20 protein-coding genes are annotated in these 17,107 nt (G+C 72.0%); 9 read left to right on the forward strand and 11 right to left on the reverse strand.

What is annotated here, in order from left to right:
• Positions 1 to 34 precede the first annotated feature (34 nt).
• Positions 35 to 298, reverse strand: a complete 264-nt coding sequence (locus IF73_RS0128185) for a hypothetical protein (protein ID WP_031013016.1) — start codon at positions 296 to 298, stop codon at positions 35 to 37.
• A gap of 114 nt (positions 299 to 412) precedes the next feature.
• Between IF73_RS0128185 and IF73_RS0128190 the strand changes: the two genes are divergently transcribed.
• Positions 413 to 772 carry a hypothetical protein gene (locus IF73_RS0128190; protein ID WP_031013018.1) on the forward strand — a complete coding sequence of 120 codons (360 nt, stop codon included), beginning with the start codon at positions 413 to 415 and terminating at the stop codon, positions 770 to 772.
• A 197-nt stretch (positions 773 to 969) separates the two neighbouring features.
• Positions 970 to 2,238, forward strand: coding sequence for a L,D-transpeptidase (locus tag IF73_RS0128195; protein ID WP_031013020.1), 1,269 nt, complete (start codon positions 970 to 972; stop codon positions 2,236 to 2,238).
• 69 nt (positions 2,239 to 2,307) lie between these two features.
• On the opposite strand, the gene IF73_RS0128200 is transcribed toward IF73_RS0128195, so the two are convergent.
• A complete protein-coding gene (locus IF73_RS0128200; protein ID WP_031013022.1) occupies positions 2,308 to 2,838 on the reverse strand; it encodes a hypothetical protein in 531 nt (176 codons plus the stop codon).
• Between the two features lie 99 nt (positions 2,839 to 2,937).
• On the opposite strand from IF73_RS0128200, the gene IF73_RS0128205 reads away from it, so the two are divergent.
• Positions 2,938 to 4,272, forward strand: a complete 1,335-nt coding sequence (locus IF73_RS0128205) for a BTAD domain-containing putative transcriptional regulator (RefSeq protein ID WP_031013024.1) — start codon at positions 2,938 to 2,940, stop codon at positions 4,270 to 4,272.
• Between the two features lie 9 nt (positions 4,273 to 4,281).
• Here IF73_RS0128205 and IF73_RS0128210 read toward each other — a convergent pair whose 3' ends face one another.
• The 3 genes from IF73_RS0128210 to IF73_RS0128225 all read right to left on the reverse strand — a co-directional run bounded on the left by IF73_RS0128210 (position 4,282) and on the right by IF73_RS0128225 (position 8,565).
• Positions 4,282 to 6,516, reverse strand: a complete 2,235-nt coding sequence (locus IF73_RS0128210) for a protein kinase domain-containing protein (RefSeq protein WP_031013025.1) — start codon at positions 6,514 to 6,516, stop codon at positions 4,282 to 4,284.
• A gap of 186 nt (positions 6,517 to 6,702) precedes the next feature.
• Entirely contained in the window at positions 6,703 to 7,362 is a 660-nt protein-coding gene (msrA, locus tag IF73_RS0128215; protein WP_031013027.1) for a peptide-methionine (S)-S-oxide reductase MsrA, read from the reverse strand.
• A gap of 96 nt (positions 7,363 to 7,458) precedes the next feature.
• Positions 7,459 to 8,565, reverse strand: a complete 1,107-nt coding sequence (locus IF73_RS0128225; RefSeq protein WP_031013030.1) for a hypothetical protein — start codon at positions 8,563 to 8,565, stop codon at positions 7,459 to 7,461.
• Positions 8,566 to 8,637: 72 nt separating this feature from the next.
• On the opposite strand from IF73_RS0128225, the gene IF73_RS0128230 reads away from it, so the two are divergent.
• Positions 8,638 to 9,792: a cystathionine gamma-synthase gene (locus IF73_RS0128230; RefSeq protein WP_031013031.1), complete on the forward strand. Its 1,155-nt coding sequence runs from the start codon at positions 8,638 to 8,640 to the stop codon at positions 9,790 to 9,792.
• Positions 9,793 to 9,847: 55 nt separating this feature from the next.
• Here IF73_RS0128230 and IF73_RS0128235 read toward each other — a convergent pair whose 3' ends face one another.
• The 4 genes from IF73_RS0128235 to IF73_RS0128250 all read right to left on the reverse strand — a co-directional run bounded on the left by IF73_RS0128235 (position 9,848) and on the right by IF73_RS0128250 (position 11,364).
• On the reverse strand, positions 9,848 to 10,039 hold the full coding sequence (locus IF73_RS0128235; protein ID WP_031013033.1) for a DUF1059 domain-containing protein: 192 nt from the start codon (positions 10,037 to 10,039) through the stop codon (positions 9,848 to 9,850).
• A gap of 56 nt (positions 10,040 to 10,095) precedes the next feature.
• Complete coding sequence (locus IF73_RS41625) at positions 10,096 to 10,344, reverse strand: hypothetical protein (RefSeq protein WP_031013035.1); 249 nt, start codon at positions 10,342 to 10,344, stop codon at positions 10,096 to 10,098.
• Positions 10,341 to 10,796: a sigma factor-like helix-turn-helix DNA-binding protein gene (locus IF73_RS0128245; RefSeq protein ID WP_031013037.1), complete on the reverse strand. Its 456-nt coding sequence runs from the start codon at positions 10,794 to 10,796 to the stop codon at positions 10,341 to 10,343. Before IF73_RS0128245 ends, IF73_RS41625 begins: the two co-directional genes overlap by 4 nt.
• Positions 10,797 to 10,863: 67 nt before the next feature.
• Positions 10,864 to 11,364: a MarR family winged helix-turn-helix transcriptional regulator gene (locus IF73_RS0128250; protein WP_031013039.1), complete on the reverse strand. Its 501-nt coding sequence runs from the start codon at positions 11,362 to 11,364 to the stop codon at positions 10,864 to 10,866.
• A 146-nt stretch (positions 11,365 to 11,510) separates the two neighbouring features.
• Here IF73_RS0128250 and ilvA point away from each other — a divergent pair, with 146 nt between their 5' ends.
• The 3 genes from ilvA to IF73_RS0128265 all read left to right on the forward strand — a co-directional run bounded on the left by ilvA (position 11,511) and on the right by IF73_RS0128265 (position 14,701).
• Entirely contained in the window at positions 11,511 to 12,740 is a 1,230-nt protein-coding gene (gene ilvA, locus IF73_RS0128255) for a threonine ammonia-lyase (RefSeq protein ID WP_031013040.1), read from the forward strand.
• Positions 12,741 to 12,803: 63 nt separating this feature from the next.
• On the forward strand, positions 12,804 to 13,856 hold the full coding sequence (locus tag IF73_RS0128260; RefSeq protein ID WP_031013042.1) for a daunorubicin resistance protein DrrA family ABC transporter ATP-binding protein: 1,053 nt from the start codon (positions 12,804 to 12,806) through the stop codon (positions 13,854 to 13,856).
• Complete coding sequence (locus tag IF73_RS0128265) at positions 13,853 to 14,701, forward strand: ABC transporter permease (protein WP_031013043.1); 849 nt, start codon at positions 13,853 to 13,855, stop codon at positions 14,699 to 14,701. Before IF73_RS0128260 ends, IF73_RS0128265 begins: the two co-directional genes overlap by 4 nt.
• A 71-nt stretch (positions 14,702 to 14,772) precedes the next feature.
• On the opposite strand, the gene greA is transcribed toward IF73_RS0128265, so the two are convergent.
• The gene (gene greA, locus IF73_RS0128270) at positions 14,773 to 15,270 is read right to left on the reverse strand and encodes a transcription elongation factor GreA (protein ID WP_031013045.1); all 498 of its coding nucleotides are present in this window, start codon (positions 15,268 to 15,270) and stop codon (positions 14,773 to 14,775) included.
• A 190-nt stretch (positions 15,271 to 15,460) separates the two neighbouring features.
• On the reverse strand, positions 15,461 to 15,862 hold the full coding sequence (locus tag IF73_RS0128275) for a DUF4307 domain-containing protein (RefSeq protein WP_031013047.1): 402 nt from the start codon (positions 15,860 to 15,862) through the stop codon (positions 15,461 to 15,463).
• Between the two features lie 97 nt (positions 15,863 to 15,959).
• Between IF73_RS0128275 and mca the strand changes: the two genes are divergently transcribed.
• Together mca and IF73_RS0128285 are read left to right on the forward strand one after the other, a co-directional pair.
• A complete protein-coding gene (mca, locus tag IF73_RS0128280; RefSeq protein ID WP_031013049.1) occupies positions 15,960 to 16,841 on the forward strand; it encodes a mycothiol conjugate amidase Mca in 882 nt (293 codons plus the stop codon).
• Complete coding sequence (locus tag IF73_RS0128285) at positions 16,834 to 17,076, forward strand: hypothetical protein (RefSeq protein WP_037880735.1); 243 nt, start codon at positions 16,834 to 16,836, stop codon at positions 17,074 to 17,076. Before mca ends, IF73_RS0128285 begins: the two co-directional genes overlap by 8 nt.
• Positions 17,077 to 17,107 lie beyond the last annotated feature (31 nt).

Here is a 17,107-nt window from a genome sequence, read left to right on the forward strand (position 1 = left end):
CACCGGGGCGGCCCTCAGCCGTTCACACGCTCTTCTACGACGCGCGCCCGTGCCGCCGCATCGCCAGCGCCACGAACCCGGCGCCCACCCCCAGGAACCCCGACCCGCCCAGCACATAGGCGGTCGTGTCCGGCCCGCCGGTCTCGGCCAGCCGGCCGGTCGCGGGCACGGTGCTCCCGCTCCGTACCCCCGCCCCGGCCGCGCCGTCGGAGGCGTTCGCCGACGGGACGAACCAGAGGGCGCACAGCAGGGTCCCCGCGACGGTGGCGGTCAGCAGCGGGCGTCGGGCGGCGGGCACGTCGATCTCGATCTCCCTCACGGAAAGCCCCGCGGGACTCCGCGGTGCGCCGATGCTAGTGAACCCAGCGGGTCGCGGGAAAGCCGAGGCCGGGCAGACCCTACGCTCCCAGCCATGAGCACCTCCGAGACCACCGGTACCGAGACCACCACCCGCCACGTCCGCCTGCGCGTCGACATCGTCCTGGAGATCGACGGGCCCGCCGAGCTGACCGCCGCCGCCGAGGGGCGGATCGACTCCGACGAGTTCATGCCGGCCGACGAGCGCGACCACGCCCGCGCCGCCGTCCGGGAGGACGCCTCCGAGGCCCTCGCCTACCTGGTGGAGCCCTTCGACCTCGTCCGCGACCTGCCCGGCGTCGAGCTCGTCCAGGCCGCCTGGAGCAGCGAGGAGATCGAGTACGACCCCGACTCCATGGAGTGGGAGCTCGACGAGGAAGATGAGGCGGAGGAAGACGACGACGACCGGCTGTAAGGGGGAGGCGGTGGAGACCGCCTGTCCACGGGCCCCGGGACGGCGTCCCGGGGCCCTTTCGCGCCGGTGCGCGGGGGACCGGGAACCGGAAGGCTCCCCCGTGCGTGTCGATCAGTGGTGTTCCCCACAAACCCCCCGGTACCGGAACCGGCGGGGTGCCATGGGTGTTCTGATGGATTGACAGGGAATCGGCGACGATGGAGAAGCGTGTGATGACGGTCGGCAAGCGCAACAGGAGCCTGGCCGCGGCGGCGGCGGTGCTGAGCGGCGTACTCGTGCTCTCGGCCTGCAACGACGACGACCCGGCCGGCGCGGCCGCCGGCTCGCCCACCGCCACGTCACAGGCCCAGGTCGACGAGGCCGCCGAGCAGAAGACCTCCAAGGCGCAGATCACCATCTCGCCGGAGAACGGCGCGCAGAACGCCTCCATCAACAACGACGCCAAGGTCGCCGTCACCGAGGGCAAGCTCACCGAGGTCACCATGACCTCCGCCGAGGGCACCGAGGTCAAGGGCGAGATAGCGGCCGACGGCCTCTCCTGGAAGCCGTCCGGCCAGCTGGAGCGCGCCACCGTCTACAAGATCGCCGCCACCGCCGTCGACGCGAGCGGCCTGGAGGCGCACGAGAACTCCTCCTTCACCACCGTGTCGAAGGAGAACAGCTTCATCGGCAACTTCACCCCCGAGGACGGCTCGACCGTCGGCGTGGGCATGCCGGTCTCGATCAACTTCAACAAGGCGATCACCGACAAGAAGGCCGTCCAGAGCGGCATCACGGTCTCCTCCAGCTCCGGCCAGGAGGTCGTGGGCCACTGGTTCAACTCGACCCGCCTCGACTTCCGCCCGGACGACTACTGGAAGGCCGGCTCGAAGGTCACCCTCAAGCTCGACCTCGACGGCGTCGAGGGCGCCGACGGCGTCTACGGCGTCCAGCAGAAGACCGTCACCTTCACCGTCGGCCGCAGCCAGGTCTCCACGGTCGACGTCGAGAAGAAGACGATGACCGTCGTGCGCGACGGCAAGGTGCTCCGGACCATCCCGATCTCCGCCGGCTCCCCGGAGAACACCACCTACAACGGCCAGATGGTGATCTCCGAGAAGTTCAAGGAGACCCGGATGAACGGCGCCACCGTCGGCTTCACCGACTCCGACGGCAAGGGCGAGTACGACATCAAGGACGTGCCGCACGCCATGCGCCTGTCCACCTCCGGCACATTCATCCACGGCAACTACTGGGGCGCCCGCTCCATCTTCGGCTCCGTGAACACCAGCCACGGCTGCGTCGGCCTCGCCGACGTCAAGGGCGCCGGCGACCCCAACCAGATGGCCGCCTGGTTCTACGACCAGTCGATCACCGGCGACGTCGTCATCGTCAAGAACTCCAAGGACAAGACGATCGCCCCCGACAACGGCCTCAACGGCTGGAACATGAACTGGTCGGCCTGGAAGGCCGGCTCGGCGGTCTGACCGCCGCCCCCGACGCACGAGAAGGCCCCCTCCGCTCCGGAGGGGGCCTTCGCCGTTCTCACCCCGTGCTCAGGACACCTTGTCGCACAGCGGCTCCACCGAGCCGCGCACCAGGTCCAGGGTCTTGTAGCCGGTGGCCGAGACCTCCAGCGTGTACGTCCCGTCCACGGTGTACAGCCCGCGCGCCACGTTCCCGCCGCCCTCGCCGAAGCCGGCCAGGATCGGACCGGTGACGTACCAGCTCTGCGAGTGGTCCGGGCGGACCACCACGACCGCCCGGCCGCTCGCGTCCGCGTCGTAGGAGGCGCCGGTGCCCGAGTTGACGACCCGGACCACGAGCGTGCCCCGGTACTCGACGACCCGGGTGCCGTCCTCGTACGTCGCGAGGGTGCGCCGCACCACCTCGTCGACGACCGGCCCGCCGTGCACGGCGACATCGCAGCGCACCCCCGCCGGATACGACCAGGACGGCGAGGGCGCGGGCTCCCACGGGCCCGGGGCGACGGCCGCGGAGGCGGGGGCGGCGGAGGCGGGGACGGCGGTGACGAGCGGGGCGGCGAGCACGCCGCAGACGGCCAGGGCCAGGACGGATCTGCGCATGGTGAACTCCTCGGTGGGCGACGGCGGATGCGGACGGCCCCAGCCAACCCCCGCCCGCTGACCACGACCTGACCACCGCCCCCGTAGGGTGCCCGCACCATGGACTTCGCCCTCCTCGGGCCCTTCGAGGCCCGCCACGAAGGACGGCCCGTGCCGCTCGGCGTCCGCCGCCAGGAGCGGTGCCTGCTCGCCCTCCTCCTGCTGGAGGCCGGCCGGCCCGTCCCCACCGCCCGCCTCGCCGACCTGCTGTGGAACGGCGCCCCGCCGCCCACCGCCCGCGCCACCCTGCACACCTACGTCGGCCGGCTGCGGGCCGCGCTCCGGCCGTACGGCGTCACCGTCTCCACCCGGCACGACGGCTACGCGGTCGAGACCGACGGACACACCGTGGACGTACGGGAGTTCCTCGACCTCCTCGGCCGCGCCGCGCACGCCGGCGACCCCGGCGAACAGCTCCGCTGTCACGACCGCGCCCTCGCGCTCTGGCGCGGCCCCCTCCTCGACGGCACCCTCGACCCCGAGCGGCGCGCCCGGCTCGGCGGCCGGCTCGCCGAACTCCGCCTCGGGGCCCTGGAACAGCGCGCCGAGACCCACCTCACCATGGGCCTGCACACCCGCGTCCTCGCCGACCTCGCCCCGCTCGCCGCCGCCCACCCCGACCGGGAACGCCTGGTGGCCGCCCTGATGACCGCCCTCTACCGGGACGGCCGCCAGGCCGAGGCGCTGGAGGCGTACCGGACCACCCGCGACCACCTGGCCGGCGAACTCGGCATCGACCCCGGCCCGGCGCTCACCACCCTCCACGAGCGGATCCTCGCCGCCGACCCCCGCCTCGACCGCCCGCCGGCCCCGCTCTACGCGGTCCGCGTGCGCGACCACTGGCTCCCCTGGACCACCGGCGGCCACCCCGCCCTGGAGTTCTGCAACACCTACGCCGGCTGGCACCGCAGCCCCGAGATCCCCGGCTCCGACTGGCTCCGCAGCTACGCCACCCTCGCCGTCTGGGCCGGCCACCTCGACCTCGCCGACGACACCGTCGTCGACGCGCTCCTCGACCTGGCCCGGACCCGCCCCGACGAGGCCGCCGCCGCCCTGACCGAGGCCAGGGCCTTCCGCGCCGCCCTCTACGCCTGCCTCACCGACCCCGCCGACGGGCGCGCCTTCCGGGCCGTCGCCGCCACGGCCGGCGAGGCGGCGGCCACCGCCGTCCTCACCGCCGGGACCGACGGCCTCGCCCACTGGCGGCTGCCCCCCTCGGCCGGCCTGCGCCTGCCGCTGCTGGCCACCGCCCGGGCCGCCGCCGACCTCCTCACCACCCCCGCCCGCCTCACCCTCCGCGCCTGCCCCGGCGCCGACTGCGGCTGGCTCTTCCAGGACGCGACGGGCCGCCGCCGCTGGTGCTCCCTCTCCACCTGCGGCGACGACCGGACGTGACGGGAGGACCTACCAGCTTTCGATGCCGCTGATCGTCGTGCCGATGATGTCGCACACGCGCGCGACGCCGGTGACGTCGAAACTCACGTCGGGGATGGAGACGAACACCTGGTACGCCCCCTTGCTGCCGGGGTGGCGCTGGACCGTGTGGCCGTGCCGCTTGGCCAGCATCTTGTCGAGGCGGTTGTTTATGGACTCCCGGGCGGACTTCCCGGTCTTGAAGGAGCCCACCGGGATGTTTCCGTTCACCGAGCACTCAAGCTCCACCACCGCGCTCCTGGGAGGGCTGAGCGACTTGAGCCGGGCGACGATCTCCACCTGGCCCGACTGACTGGCCATCCGCACCTGTCCATCGCCGGCCTCGTACTTGCCCATGCCGACGTAGAGCTGGCCGATGCGGCGGCAGAGGTCCTCCTCGGGAACCTCGTCGGAACCGCTGGCGACCTGGATGATGGCCTCCGCCGAGCGCAGCGGGGAGACGAAGTCGATCACTGTCTGCGGGCGCTCGGACGGCGCCTTCGACGTGGAGAGCTTGTACAGCTCCAGGAGCTTTTCGGAGGCGCGGTCGTCGACCCAGTTCGACAGCTCGTGGGCGAGGATCTCGTGGTTCTTCGCGAAGTTCTCCGGGTTGGGGTCCCGGCCGGTGACCAGGAAGAACATCAGCTGGGCGAGGCTGAAGACGTCCACGGTCTCACTGCGGGCGGTCTTCGCGTTCGGCTCGTACAGCTGCTCGGGAGCGGCGTAGCTGAGCACGCCCCCGACGCCGAAGTTGGCCGTCATCGTGCGGTTCGTCTCGTGGTACGCCAGGTCGAAGTCGGTCAGATACGGCTCCATCTGTCCGTCCGCGCCATAGGAGATGATGATGTTCTCCGGCTTGATGTCGCGGTGGCGGACCTTCTGCGCGTGTGCGTGCTGGACCGTCTCGCAGACGTCGATCATGAGCCGCACGATGGCCTCGGCGTTGCCGTTCCGCTCGAGGTAGAACTTGCGCATGTTGTCGCCCTGGATGGAGTCCATGCTGAACCCGTAGGGCGCCGCGGTGATCTTGTGCACGCGGACGATCCGCGGGTGGTGCAGATCGCGCATGTTGCGGTAGCCGTTGCCGAATCGCTGCACCTTGACGGCGTCGTCGAGCTCGTTGCCGTGGAAGAGCTTCACGGCGAAGCGTTCACCGGTCTCGTCCTCGGCCTCCCACACGTGCCCGTAACCGCCGTGCCCGATATGCCGGATGATCTTGCCGAACCGGGTCTCCTCGCCCACGCTGACCTCGGACAGGTGCTTGCGGAACTCCCTGAGGCGACGGGTCAGGTCGTCCCAGTCCGGGTGCCGGCGGACGTCGGGCAGATCCTGCTCGGTCTGGTCGAACCACTCCACCACCTTCTCCAGCTCGATGGCGCACCTCTTGGCTCCCCCGGAGAGTCGCACGGTGCGCTCGGTGAGTTCCCCGAGCTGCAGGTAGTAGTACTGGTCGATCAGGTTCTGCGCCTTCGAGAGGACCTGGGTCAACTGGCTCTTGTCGATCTGCCGGCCCTGGCGCGGCTCGAACCCGCGGCCGATCACCACGGTGCCCGCCACGTCCCCCTTGAAGACGGGGGTCTGGAGCTCCTCCGGCATGGCGTGGGCGACGTACTCGTAGATGCTCATCAGCGTGACGTCGCCGTCCCAGTTCACGGCGGCGCCGAGCAAGGCGTCCGTCAGCATGTCCGTGAACACGCCCCGGCCGTTCATCTCCTTCGCGCCCTCCTCCGGACGGCACGCGGCGAGCACACAACGGCTTTCGTTGACTGCCCGCACCTCTCGCTCCACGTCGGAGGGGCTGAGCGGGCGGCTGTTGGACCACGTGAAGGCGGAGCCCGAGTGGCAGCAGTCCAGGATGGACACCACGTGGTCGAAGTTGAGGCTCGCGGACTCCATGAGCTGCGCGAGCTGGGCGAGCGCGATGCCCGGGTCGAAGATCTCCGCGTCGTGCGTCACCAGGTGTCCCGCCTGGCCGAGGACCTGGCCGTGTCCGGCGAAGTAGAAGAGGAGGACGCTCCCCTTCCCGTGGTGTTCCTCGCTGTACGCGATCTTGCTCAGTTCCCTGAGGATGTTGGCGCGCGTCGCGCGCCCGTTCAGGAGGACGAGGCTGTCGAAGTCGTACTGGTCTAAGGACAGACAGGACGCGACGTCCTTGGCGTCGTTGACACACCCGAAGAGCGGCGCGTCGGCATACGTGTCGATTCCGATGATGACGGCTTTGTTCATCTGGTTCCCACCCACCCGCTGGACCTTCGCGGAAGGCGGCCCGCCCCCCGCGGTGGAACGACCCTAAGACGTGCGAGACCGCGGCACCAGGAGCGTGCGAAGCCGAAGAGAGCCGTTCCCGCGCGCCGTCACGCCGACCCCTCCCGGGGCCGGGGACGTCACGGTGGTGCGCCGGGGTGGCACGGCCTACTCCGCCTTCGCCACCCCGATCGGGCAGGAGACGCCGGTCCCGCCGATGCCGCAGTAGCCGGCCGGGTTCTTGTCCAGGTACTGCTGGTGGTACGCCTCCGCCGGGTAGAACGGGCGGTCGTCCACCGGGAGGACGGCGGTGGTGATCTCGCCGTACCCGGAGGCGGTCAGCACCTTCTGGTAGGCGGCGCGGGACGCCTCCGCCGTCGCCGCCTGGGCGGGGGAGTGGGTGTAGACGGCCGAGCGGTACTGGGTGCCCACGTCATTGCCCTGGCGGAAGCCCTGGGTCGGGTCGTGGGACTCCCAGAAGACCTTCAGCAGCGTCTCGTACGACACCTTCGCCGGGTCGAAGACCACCCGGACGACCTCGGTGTGCCCGGTGAGGCCCGAGCAGACCTCCTCGTACGTCGGATGCGGCGTGTAGCCGCCCTGGTAGCCGACGAGCGTCGTCCAGACGCCGTCGGTCCGCCAGAACTTCCGCTCGGCGCCCCAGAAGCAGCCGAGCCCGAAGTCGGCGACCTCCAGGCCCTCCGGGTAGGGACCGAGCAGCGGGTTGCCGAGCACCGTGTGGCGCTCGGGCACCGAGAACCCCGGCTCCGGGCGGCCGCGCAGGGCCTGCTCCGGGGCGGGCAGGACGGGGGTGCGGGACAGGAACATGCGGCATCTCTCCTCGACGCGGACCGGGCAGTCCGCACAACGCCGGCGCGCGCACCCCTGTTCCCGCGGGCCCGCTGATCCCCGGGGCCCGCCCGGTCAGCGCCGCAGCGTCGCCGGGTTCCCGCCGTTCGACTCGTAGCCGGCCACCGCCAGGTTCCGGTGCAGGGTGTACTCGGCCGCCGGGTCGCCGCTCAGGGTCCACGGCAGCGCGCCCACGTGGCCGTCGACGTGGACCAGCTGGTGCATCGCCTCGGCCCAGCGCTCGCCGCGGACCAGGAACCAGACCAGCAGGTGGCGGACGTGGGCCAGCATCGGGTCGTCGGGGCGGGCCGAGTGGACCGCGTACAGCGCGCCCTCCATCGCCCGGCTCACCACCGCCGTGCGGTAGAAGTCCTGCACCAGCACCACGTCCGGCACGTGCTCGAAGACGGCGAACAGCGGCAGCGCGGCGAGCAGCGAGCCCTTCGGGGCGCGCGCGGCGGCCGTCGTCGCGAAGTGGTCGGCCTCCTCCCGCGAGCCGTGCCACTTCTCGCACCAGTAGTGCAGCGCCGCCAGATGGGCGCCCATGTGCTGCGGCGCCCGGTCGATGACCTTCGCCCACACCTGGTCGAACTGCTCGGGGCTGTAACCGAGTCCGCGGGCGACCGCGAGCTGCGTGATGTACGGGACGGGGTCGCCGGGCGCGAGCAGCGCCGCCTCCTCGGCGACCTTCCGGGCCTCCTCCAGGATGATCCGGAAGTCGTCCGAGCCGGCCGCCGAGGAGCGCCACGCCTGCTGCACCAGGAACTCCGCGTGCACGGCCGCCGCACCCGCGTCCTTCGGCGCGTCCGAGCGCCAGGCCCGCAGCCAGGCGCCGCCGACGCCGGGCTTCTCGGCGAGCTCCAGGGAGGCCGCGCCGGCGAACGCCTGGACGCGCTGCCAGCGGACCTCGCCGTCCTTCCCGGTCCCGGCGAGCAGCTGCGACGCGGCCCGCCAGTCCTGGGTGGCCTGCACGACGTCGAGGACGTCGAGGAGATCCCGGTCGGGCCCGGGCAGCCGCACGTCCAGCTCCTCCTGCCGGACGAATCCGTACGCCTCCGGGTCGGCCGCGTCGGGCGTGCCGGGCGCGACCTGCCGGATGCCGCCGGCGCGGCGGCGCAGCACGTAGGGGCCGAGGACGCCGAAGAGCAGGCCCAGCGCGATCAGGAACCAGAGAATCTCCATGTGTCCATTGTCCAGGACGCAGGCGTGGACGAATCGCGGCGGGGGACGGCACCCGGCACTACGCTCCTGACCATGAGCGACCAGCACAGCCACCAGAACTTCGAGACCCGCGCCATCCACGCGGGCAACACCGCCGACCCGCTGACCGGCGCGGTCGTCCCGCCCATCTACCAGGTGTCCACCTACAAGCAGGACGGTGTGGGCGGGCTCCGCGGCGGCTACGAGTACAGCCGCAGCGCCAATCCGACCCGTACCGCCCTGGAGGAGAACCTGGCGGCCCTGGAGGGCGGCCGGCGGGGTCTGGCCTTCGCCTCCGGCCTGGCCGCCGAGGACTGCCTGCTGCGCACGCTCCTCGTGCCCGGCGACCACGTGGTCATCCCCAACGACGCGTACGGCGGCACCTTCCGGCTCTTCGCCAAGGTCGTGCAGCGCTGGGGCGTGGACTTCTCCGTCGCCGACACCTCGGACACCGCGTCCGTGCGCGGCGCGATCAACGACCGCACCAAGCTGATCTGGGTCGAGACCCCGTCGAACCCGCTGCTCGGCATCACCGACATCGAGGCCGTCGCGGGCATCGCCCGCCAGGCCGGGGTGAAGCTGGTCGTCGACAACACCTTCGCCTCGCCCTACCTCCAGCAGCCGCTGGCGCTCGGCGCGGACGTCGTCGTCCACTCCCTCACCAAGTACATGGGCGGCCACTCGGACGTCGTCGGCGGCGCCCTGATCGCGGCCGACGCGGAGCTCGGCGAGGAGCTGGCGTACCACCAGAACGCGATGGGCGCGGTGGCCGGTCCGTTCGACTCGTGGATCGTGCTGCGCGGCATCAAGACCCTCGCCGTCCGGATGGACCGGCACGGCGAGAACGCCACCAGGGTCGCCGACTTCCTCACCCGGCACCCGAAGGTCACCCAGGTCCTCTACCCGGGCCTCGCCGAGCACCCGGGCCACGAGATCGCGGCCAAGCAGATGCGCTCCTTCGGCGGCATGATCTCCTTCCGCGTCGAGGGCGGCGAGGAGGCGGCGGTCGGCGTCTGCAACCGCGCGAAGCTCTTCACCCTGGGCGAGTCCCTCGGCGGCGTCGAGTCGCTGATCGAGCACCCGGGCCGGATGACGCACGCGAGCGTCGCCGGTTCCGCCCTGGAGGTCCCGGCCGACCTGGTCCGCCTCTCGGTCGGCATCGAGAACGCCGACGACCTGATCGCGGACCTGCGCGAGGCGCTGGGCTGACCCGTACCGGAGGGGCCCGGGTACGGCGACCCCGTACCCGGGCCCCCGGTGCCGCTCAGGTCCCGGGCAGCGCGTCCTTCAGGCTCGCCCTGACCTCGTCGCGCAGTTCCGGGGTGTCCTGGTGCTCGTGGACGGAGACCGCGTGCTCGGTCGCGGCGCGGACCACTTCCTCCTCCTCGCCCGAGATGTAGAGCGAGCAGCCCGACACGCTCGGCGTGTCCCGGCAGTCGGCGGCTTTCCTGGTCATGTCGGCCTCCTGCGATGCTGTTCCCACCGACCCCCTCCTCCAGGCTAGGACCGTCCTCACGGCCCGGCGAACGGCGGCGTCGTCGCGGCCGGCGGCGCCTCCCACGGACGCGCCTCCGCCGCCCAGAGGGCGAAGCCGAGCGCCGCGATCCCGGCCAGCACCCCGCCGGCCCGCCGCAGCGCCCGTCGTCGCCGCCGCAGCCGGCCGCCGCGCTCCGCCGCCCGCGCCCCGAGCCCGGCCGGCACCGGCGGATGCGGGGTGTCGAGCAGCCGCCGGACGGCCGCCTCCTTCTCGCCGTGCCTCACGCGGCCTCCCTCGACGCGCCCGCCGCCCGCAGCCGGGCCACCGCGCGGGCGCACACCGCCCGGACCCGGGCCTCCGGGAGCCCGAGCAGCGCGGCGGTCTGCTCCTCGGGCACGCCCTCGTACAGCCGCAGCACCAGCACCAGCCGCTCGCCGGGGGTGAGGGCGCCGAGGATCCCGCCGCGGCCGGCGCGGTGCCGCCAGGCGGTCCGGGCGAAGCGCAGCGCGAGCTCGTCCCGGGTGAGCGCGTACGGGTCCTCGTCGCCGCCCCGGTCGAGCACCGCGTACGCGTGGGCGAGGGCGGCGGTCAGCAGGGCGTGGGCGTACGGGTTCCGGGCCCGGGTCTCGGCGGTGAGCAGCGTGGCGACGTGCAGCAGCCGCCCCGCCGCGCCCGCCACGAAGGCGTCGAACTCCCCGGCGCGGGCGGCGTGTTCGGATCGGCTCCGGTTCCCCATCCCTCATGTATGGGTCCGGGGCGGAGCGGGGTCAACCCCCGTGCGCCGGTCTGCCCCGGGGGCGCGGTCAGCCCCCCTGCGCGGAACCGGCGGCGCCGCCCTGGCGGGCGGAGAGCGCCGCGTTGAAGCGGGTGAGCAGGGAGCAGAAGGAGGCGCGCTCGTCCTCGGTCCAGCCGTCGGTGACCTCGGCCATCAGCGTGCGCCGCGAGGAGCGGACCTCCTCCAGGCGGTCGAGGCCGCGCGGGGAGAGCTGGAGGACGACGGCGCGGCCGTCCTCGGGGTGCGAGGCGCGGCTGACGAGGCCGGAGTCGACGAGCGGGGCGACCTGGCGGGTGACGGTCGAGGAGTCGATCCCCATGCCCGCCGCGAGCGCCTTGACGCCCATCGGCCCTTCCTGGTCGAGCCGGTTGAGCAGGAGGTAAGCGGCCCGGTCCATGGAGTTGCGGAGCTGGCCGGTGCCGCCGAGACGGGTCTGCTCGGCCCGGCGGGCGAAGACGGCCACCTGGTGCTGGAGGGCATCGAGGAGACCGGGATCAAGCTCAGTCGTCATGTCCTGAGATGGGGGCATGGCTGGGGGGCTCTCTCGTGCGGGGGTGGTCGGTGTGGGGGACAGAGTACGCGGACGGGAGGGGCTCCGTACCGGCCGTGCGCAAACCCGTTCAGGGCCCGCGGTCCGGGCGGCCGCAGGGCCGGTGAGCTGCGAGACTTGGGGTCATGACCTTCGGTACGCGACGCCCCTTGCACCGCCTGATGCTCGACGATGTGCGCGGGGCGCAGAAGATGCTGGCGGGGGTGGCCCGGACGACCGCCCTGGAGGGCAGCCGTCATCTGTCCTCGCTGGTCGGCGCGCCGGTGCTGCTCAAGTGCGAGAACCTCCAGCGGACCGGCTCGTTCAAGCTCCGCGGCGCGTACGTTCGGATCGCCGGGCTCCGGCCGGAGGAGAAGGCGGCCGGGGTGGTCGCCGCCTCGGCCGGCAACCACGCGCAGGGCGTGGCGCTCGCCTCGCAGCTCCTCGGCGTGCACGCGACCGTGTTCATGCCGGTGGGGGCGCCGCTGCCGAAGGTCGCGGCGACCCGGGAGTACGGCGCCGAGGTGCGGCTGCACGGGCACGTGGTGGACGAGACGCTGGCCGCGGCGCAGGAGTATGCGCGGGAGACCGGCGCCGTCTTCATCCACCCCTTCGACCACCCGGACGTGATCGTCGGGCAGGGCACGGTCGGCCTGGAGATCCTGGAGCAGTGCCCGGAGGTCCGCACGATCGTCGTGGGCGTCGGCGGCGGCGGGCTGGCGGCCGGCATCGGCCTCGCGGTGAAGTCGGTCCGCCCGGACGTGCGGATCGTGGGCGTGCAGGCGGAGGGGGCGGCGGCCTATCCGCCGTCGCTGGCCGCCGGGCATCCGGTGGTGGTCGACTCGCCGGTGACGATGGCCGACGGGATCAAGGTGGGGCGGCCGGGGGACGTGCCGTTCGGGCTGGTCCAGGAGTACGTGGACGAGGTGCGCACGGTCTCGGAGGACGCGCTCTCCTCGGCGCTGCTGCTCTGCCTGGAGCGGGCGAAGCTGGTGGTGGAGCCGGCCGGGGCGAGCCCGGTGGCGGCGCTGCTGAGCGACCCGGAGTCGTTCCGGGGCCCGGTGGTCGCGGTCCTCTCCGGCGGGAACGTGGATCCGCTGCTGCTCCAGCGGATCCTGCGGCACGGCATGGCGGCCGCCGGGCGCTATCTGAGCCTGCGGCTGCGGGTGGCGGACCGGCCGGGGGCGCTCGCGACGCTGCTCGCGGTGCTGACGGTGGTGGACGCGAACGTGCTCGACGTCAGTCACGTACGGACCGATCCGCGGCTGGGTCTGACGGAGGTCGAGGTGGAGCTGCACCTGGAGACGAAGGGGCCGGAGCACTGCCGGGAGGTGGAGGGGGCGCTGCGGGAGGCGGGGTACACGGTCCTGGGCTGAGCACGGCGCCGTCCACTGTCCTAGGATCGGCAGAAATGCCCGAAATGATCCGGGAGTGTGGACATGCCAGGCGCGATCCACGCCGAGGGACTGGTGAAGACCTTCGGCGACGTCACCGCTCTGGACGGGGTGGACCTCGACGTGCCCGAGGGCACCGTCCTCGGTCTGCTCGGCCCCAACGGAGCGGGGAAGACCACCACCGTACGGGTCCTGACGACCCTGCTCAGACCGGACAGCGGCACCGCCACGGTCGCCGGCGTCGACGTCCTCGCCCACCCCAACGAGGTCCGCCGCTCCATCGGCCTCTCCGGCCAGTTCGCCGCCGTCGACGAGTACCTCACCGGCCGCGAGAACCTCCAGATGGTCGGGCAGCTCTACCAGATGAAGGCGCGGGCCGCGAAGACCCGGGCCGACGAGCTCCTGGAGCGCTTCCGCCTCGACGACGCCGCCGACCGCCCCGCCAAGACGTACTCCGGCGGCATGCGCCGCCGCCTCGACCTCGCCGCCGCCCTGGTCGTCGCCCCGCCCGTGATGTTCATGGACGAGCCGACCACCGGCCTCGACCCCCGCAACCGCCAGGCACTGTGGGACGTCATCAAGGAACTCGTCTCCGGCGGCACCACCCTGCTCCTCACCACCCAGTACCTGGAGGAGGCCGACCACCTCGCCCACGACATCGCGGTGGTCGACCACGGCAGGGTCATCGCCCGGGGCACCTCCGACCAGCTCAAGGAGCGCACCGGCGGCGAACGCGTCGAGGTCGTCGTCCACGACCGCGACGCCATCGCCCCCGCCCGCGCCGTCCTCGCCCGCTACGGCCCCGGCGAACGCGGCCTCGACGACGTCTCCGTCGAGGACCACACCCGCAGGCTCACCGTCCCCGTCACCGGCGGCGCCAAGCTGCTCGCCGAGGTCATCCGCGACCTGGACGCCGTCGGCGTCGAGATCGACGACATCGGCCTGCGCCGCCCCACCCTCGACGACGTCTTCATCTCCCTCACCGGCCACGCCGCCGCGCGCGAGCAGGACGACGACAACGGCGCGAACGGCCTGAGCGGCGGCGCGGACCAGCCCCCGGCCAGGGCCCGCAAGCACCGGAAGGAGCCCGGCGCGTGACCACCCTCACCGACACCGCCCCGCACGTCCCCGCCCCCCGGGGCGGGATCGTCCAGTCGATCGCGGACTCCCTCGTCGTCACCAAGCGGAACCTGATCCGCATGACCCGCATCCCGGAGATGGTCATCTTCGGGCTCATCCAGCCGGTCATGTTCGTGATCCTGTTCAGCTTCGTCTTCGGCGGCTCCATGAGCGTCGGCGGCAACACCGACCCGGTCGTCTACCGGAACTTCCTGATGGCCGGCATCTTCGCCCAGACCGTCACCTTCGCCACCGCCGGAGCGGGCGCCGGCATCGCCGACGACATGAGCAAGGGCCTCGTCGACCGCTTCCGCTCGCTGCCGATGGCCCGCGGCGCCGTCCTCACCGGCCGCACCCTCGCCGACCTCGTCCAGACCGCGCTCACCCTCGTGGTCCTCGCGATCGTCGGCCTGCTGGTCGGCTGGCGCATCCACGAGGGCATCCCCAAGGCGCTCGGCGCCTTCGCCCTGCTGCTCCTGCTCGGCTACGCCTTCTCCTGGATCGGCGCCCTCATCGGGCTCTCCGTCCGCACCCCGGAGGCGGCCACCTCCGGCGGCCTGATCTGGCTCTTCCCGGTCACCTTCGTCTCCAACGCGTTCGTGGACCCCAGCCAGATGGCCGACTGGATCCGGCCCATCGCCGAGTGGAACCCCTTCAGCGCCACCGTCCAGGCGTGCCGCGAGCTCTTCGGCAACCCCGGCGTCGTCCAGTCCGACGCCTGGCCCATGCAGCACCCTGTGTGGGCCTCGCTCCTCTGGTCGCTGCTGATCGTCGCCGTCTTCCGCACCCTGTCCGTCCGCAAGTACCGCTCCGCCTCCGCCTGAGCGGAACCCGGAACGCCGAAGGGCCGGCCCCCACGGGGGACCGGCCCTTCGGCCATGCGGGAGGGGGAGCCTCAGCCGGTGTACGGCTTCGCGCTGAGGATCTTCACCATGGCCTTCTTGCCGTTCGGCAGCTCGTACTCGGCGTCGTCGCCGGCCTTCTTGCCGTTGACGCCGATGCCGAGCGGCGACTGCGGCGAGTAGGTCTCGATGTCACCGCTCGCGTACTCGCGGGAGGCGAGCAGGAAGGTCATCGTGTCGGACTCGTCGCCGTCGAAGGCGATGGTCACGACCATGCCGGGCTCGACGACGCCGTCGTCCGCCGGGGCCTCGCCGACCTTGGCGTTCTGCAGCAGCTGGGTGAGCTGGCGGACCCGGAGCTCCTGCTTGCCCTGCTCCTCCTTGGCCGCGTGGTACCCGCCGTTCTCGCGCAGGTCGCCCTCCTCGCGCGCGGCTGCGATCTTCGCCGCGATCTCGGTACGCGCGGGACCAGACAGGTACTCAAGCTCGTCCTTGAGCTTGTTGTACGCCTCCTGGGTGAGCCAGGTGACGTTGTCGCTGGTCTGGGTCACAGGTGCTCCTCGTAGGTACTGGGAATACAAAGCATCGCCCTACGCGGAAAACCCTCGCTTCCCGGGTGGGCGAAAGCACGAGCCTAACAATGAGTGGCGGAAAGCGGGAGGACATAAACCATCGGGATGGCGTCGCTCCAGGTCACCGCAGGCGACCCGCCGGGACTCGCTGCCCCTCCCCTACCCACCGCTACCGCGCCGTACACCCCAGGAGCTCGGCACTGGTCGCCCGGGCGGTGGTCCGGAGGGAGTAGACGCGGTCGACACGGGACCCCGGCTCGGCGACGACGACGTCCTTGCGGGCCACCTCGGCGCCGTCCTCGGAGCGGGACCGGAGCGTGCACACGCCCTCGACGCCCGCGTCCTTGCGGACCTCCAGGTGCACCTGCACCTCGGTGTCGCTCACCACGTCGAACTTGATCATCTCGGCGCTGATCCTGCTGTCGACGACGTAGTGCCAGCCGAACCAGCCGATCATGACCAGGAAGAGGGTGCCGAGGACCGCTCCGGCGACCTTCAGCTTCCGGTCGGCCCGCTCGTCCGCCGAGCGCCCGTAGCGCCCCTCGGGCAGCTGCTCTCGCACCGCAGTCATGTATCGGTCCTCTCGGGGCGGGGGCGCGGAATTTTCCTCCCCCCGATTCCGTCACTATAGAGACCACCCTCCGCGACGAATCACTGAGGATCGAGTCTTGACTGAGCAGCTGCGACTGATGGCCGTTCACGCCCACCCCGACGACGAGTCGAGCAAGGGCGCGGCGACCATGGCCAAGTACGTGTCCGAGGGGGTGGACGTCCTCGTGGTGACGTGCACGGGTGGCGAGCGGGGCTCGGTCCTGAACCCCAAGCTCCAGGGCGACCCCTACATCGAGGAGAACATCCACGAGGTCCGCCGCAAGGAGATGGACGAGGCCCGGGAGATCCTGGGCGTGAGCCAGGAGTGGCTCGGCTTCGTCGACTCCGGCCTGCCCGAGGGCGACCCGCTGCCCCCGCTGCCCGAGGGCTGCTTCGCCCTGGAGGACGTGGACCACGCGGCCGGCGAGCTGGTCCGCAAGATCCGCTCCTTCCGTCCGCAGGTCATCACGACCTACGACGAGAACGGCGGCTACCCGCACCCCGACCACATCATGACCCACAAGATCACGATGGTGGCCTTCGACGGCGCGACGGACACCGAGAAGTACCCGGAGGCCGAGTTCGGCCCGGCGTACCAGCCCCAGAAGCTCTACTACAACCAGGGCTTCAACCGCCCGCGCACCGAGGCGCTGCACCAGGCCCTCCTCGACCGGGGCCTGGAGTCCCCGTACGGCGAGTGGCTGCAGCGGTGGAGCGAGTTCGAGCGCAAGGAGCGGACGCTGACCACCTTCGTCCCGTGCGCCGACTTCTTCGAGATCCGCGACAAGGCCCTGATCGCCCACCGCACCCAGATCGACCCCGACGGCGGCTGGTTCCGGGTCCCCATGGAGATCCAGAAGGAGGTCTGGCCGACCGAGGAGTACGAGCTCAGCAAGTCCCTCGTGCCGACCTCCCTCCCCGAGGAAGATCTCTTCGCGGGCATCCGCGACAATGCCTGACATGAGCGCACACCTCGCACTGACGCAGCTGGTCCCCCTCGCCGCCGAGGAGCTGGACAAGAACAAGGTGACGCCGGGCGTCCTCGGCTTCGTCGTCTTCGCCGCCCTGGCCCTCGCGGTCTGGGCGCTGATGAAGTCGATGAACCGGCACATGAACCGCGTCTCCTTCGAGGAGACCCCCGACCCGGCCGAGGCCGGCAAGGGCGGCGCGAAGGCCCCGGCCGCGTCGAAGTAGCGGCACGTCGGCCCGTACCCGCCCGGTACGG

The sequence above is a fragment of the Streptomyces sp. NRRL F-5727 genome (assembly GCF_000719555.1).
Lineage (GTDB): Bacteria > Actinomycetota > Actinomycetes > Streptomycetales > Streptomycetaceae > Streptomyces.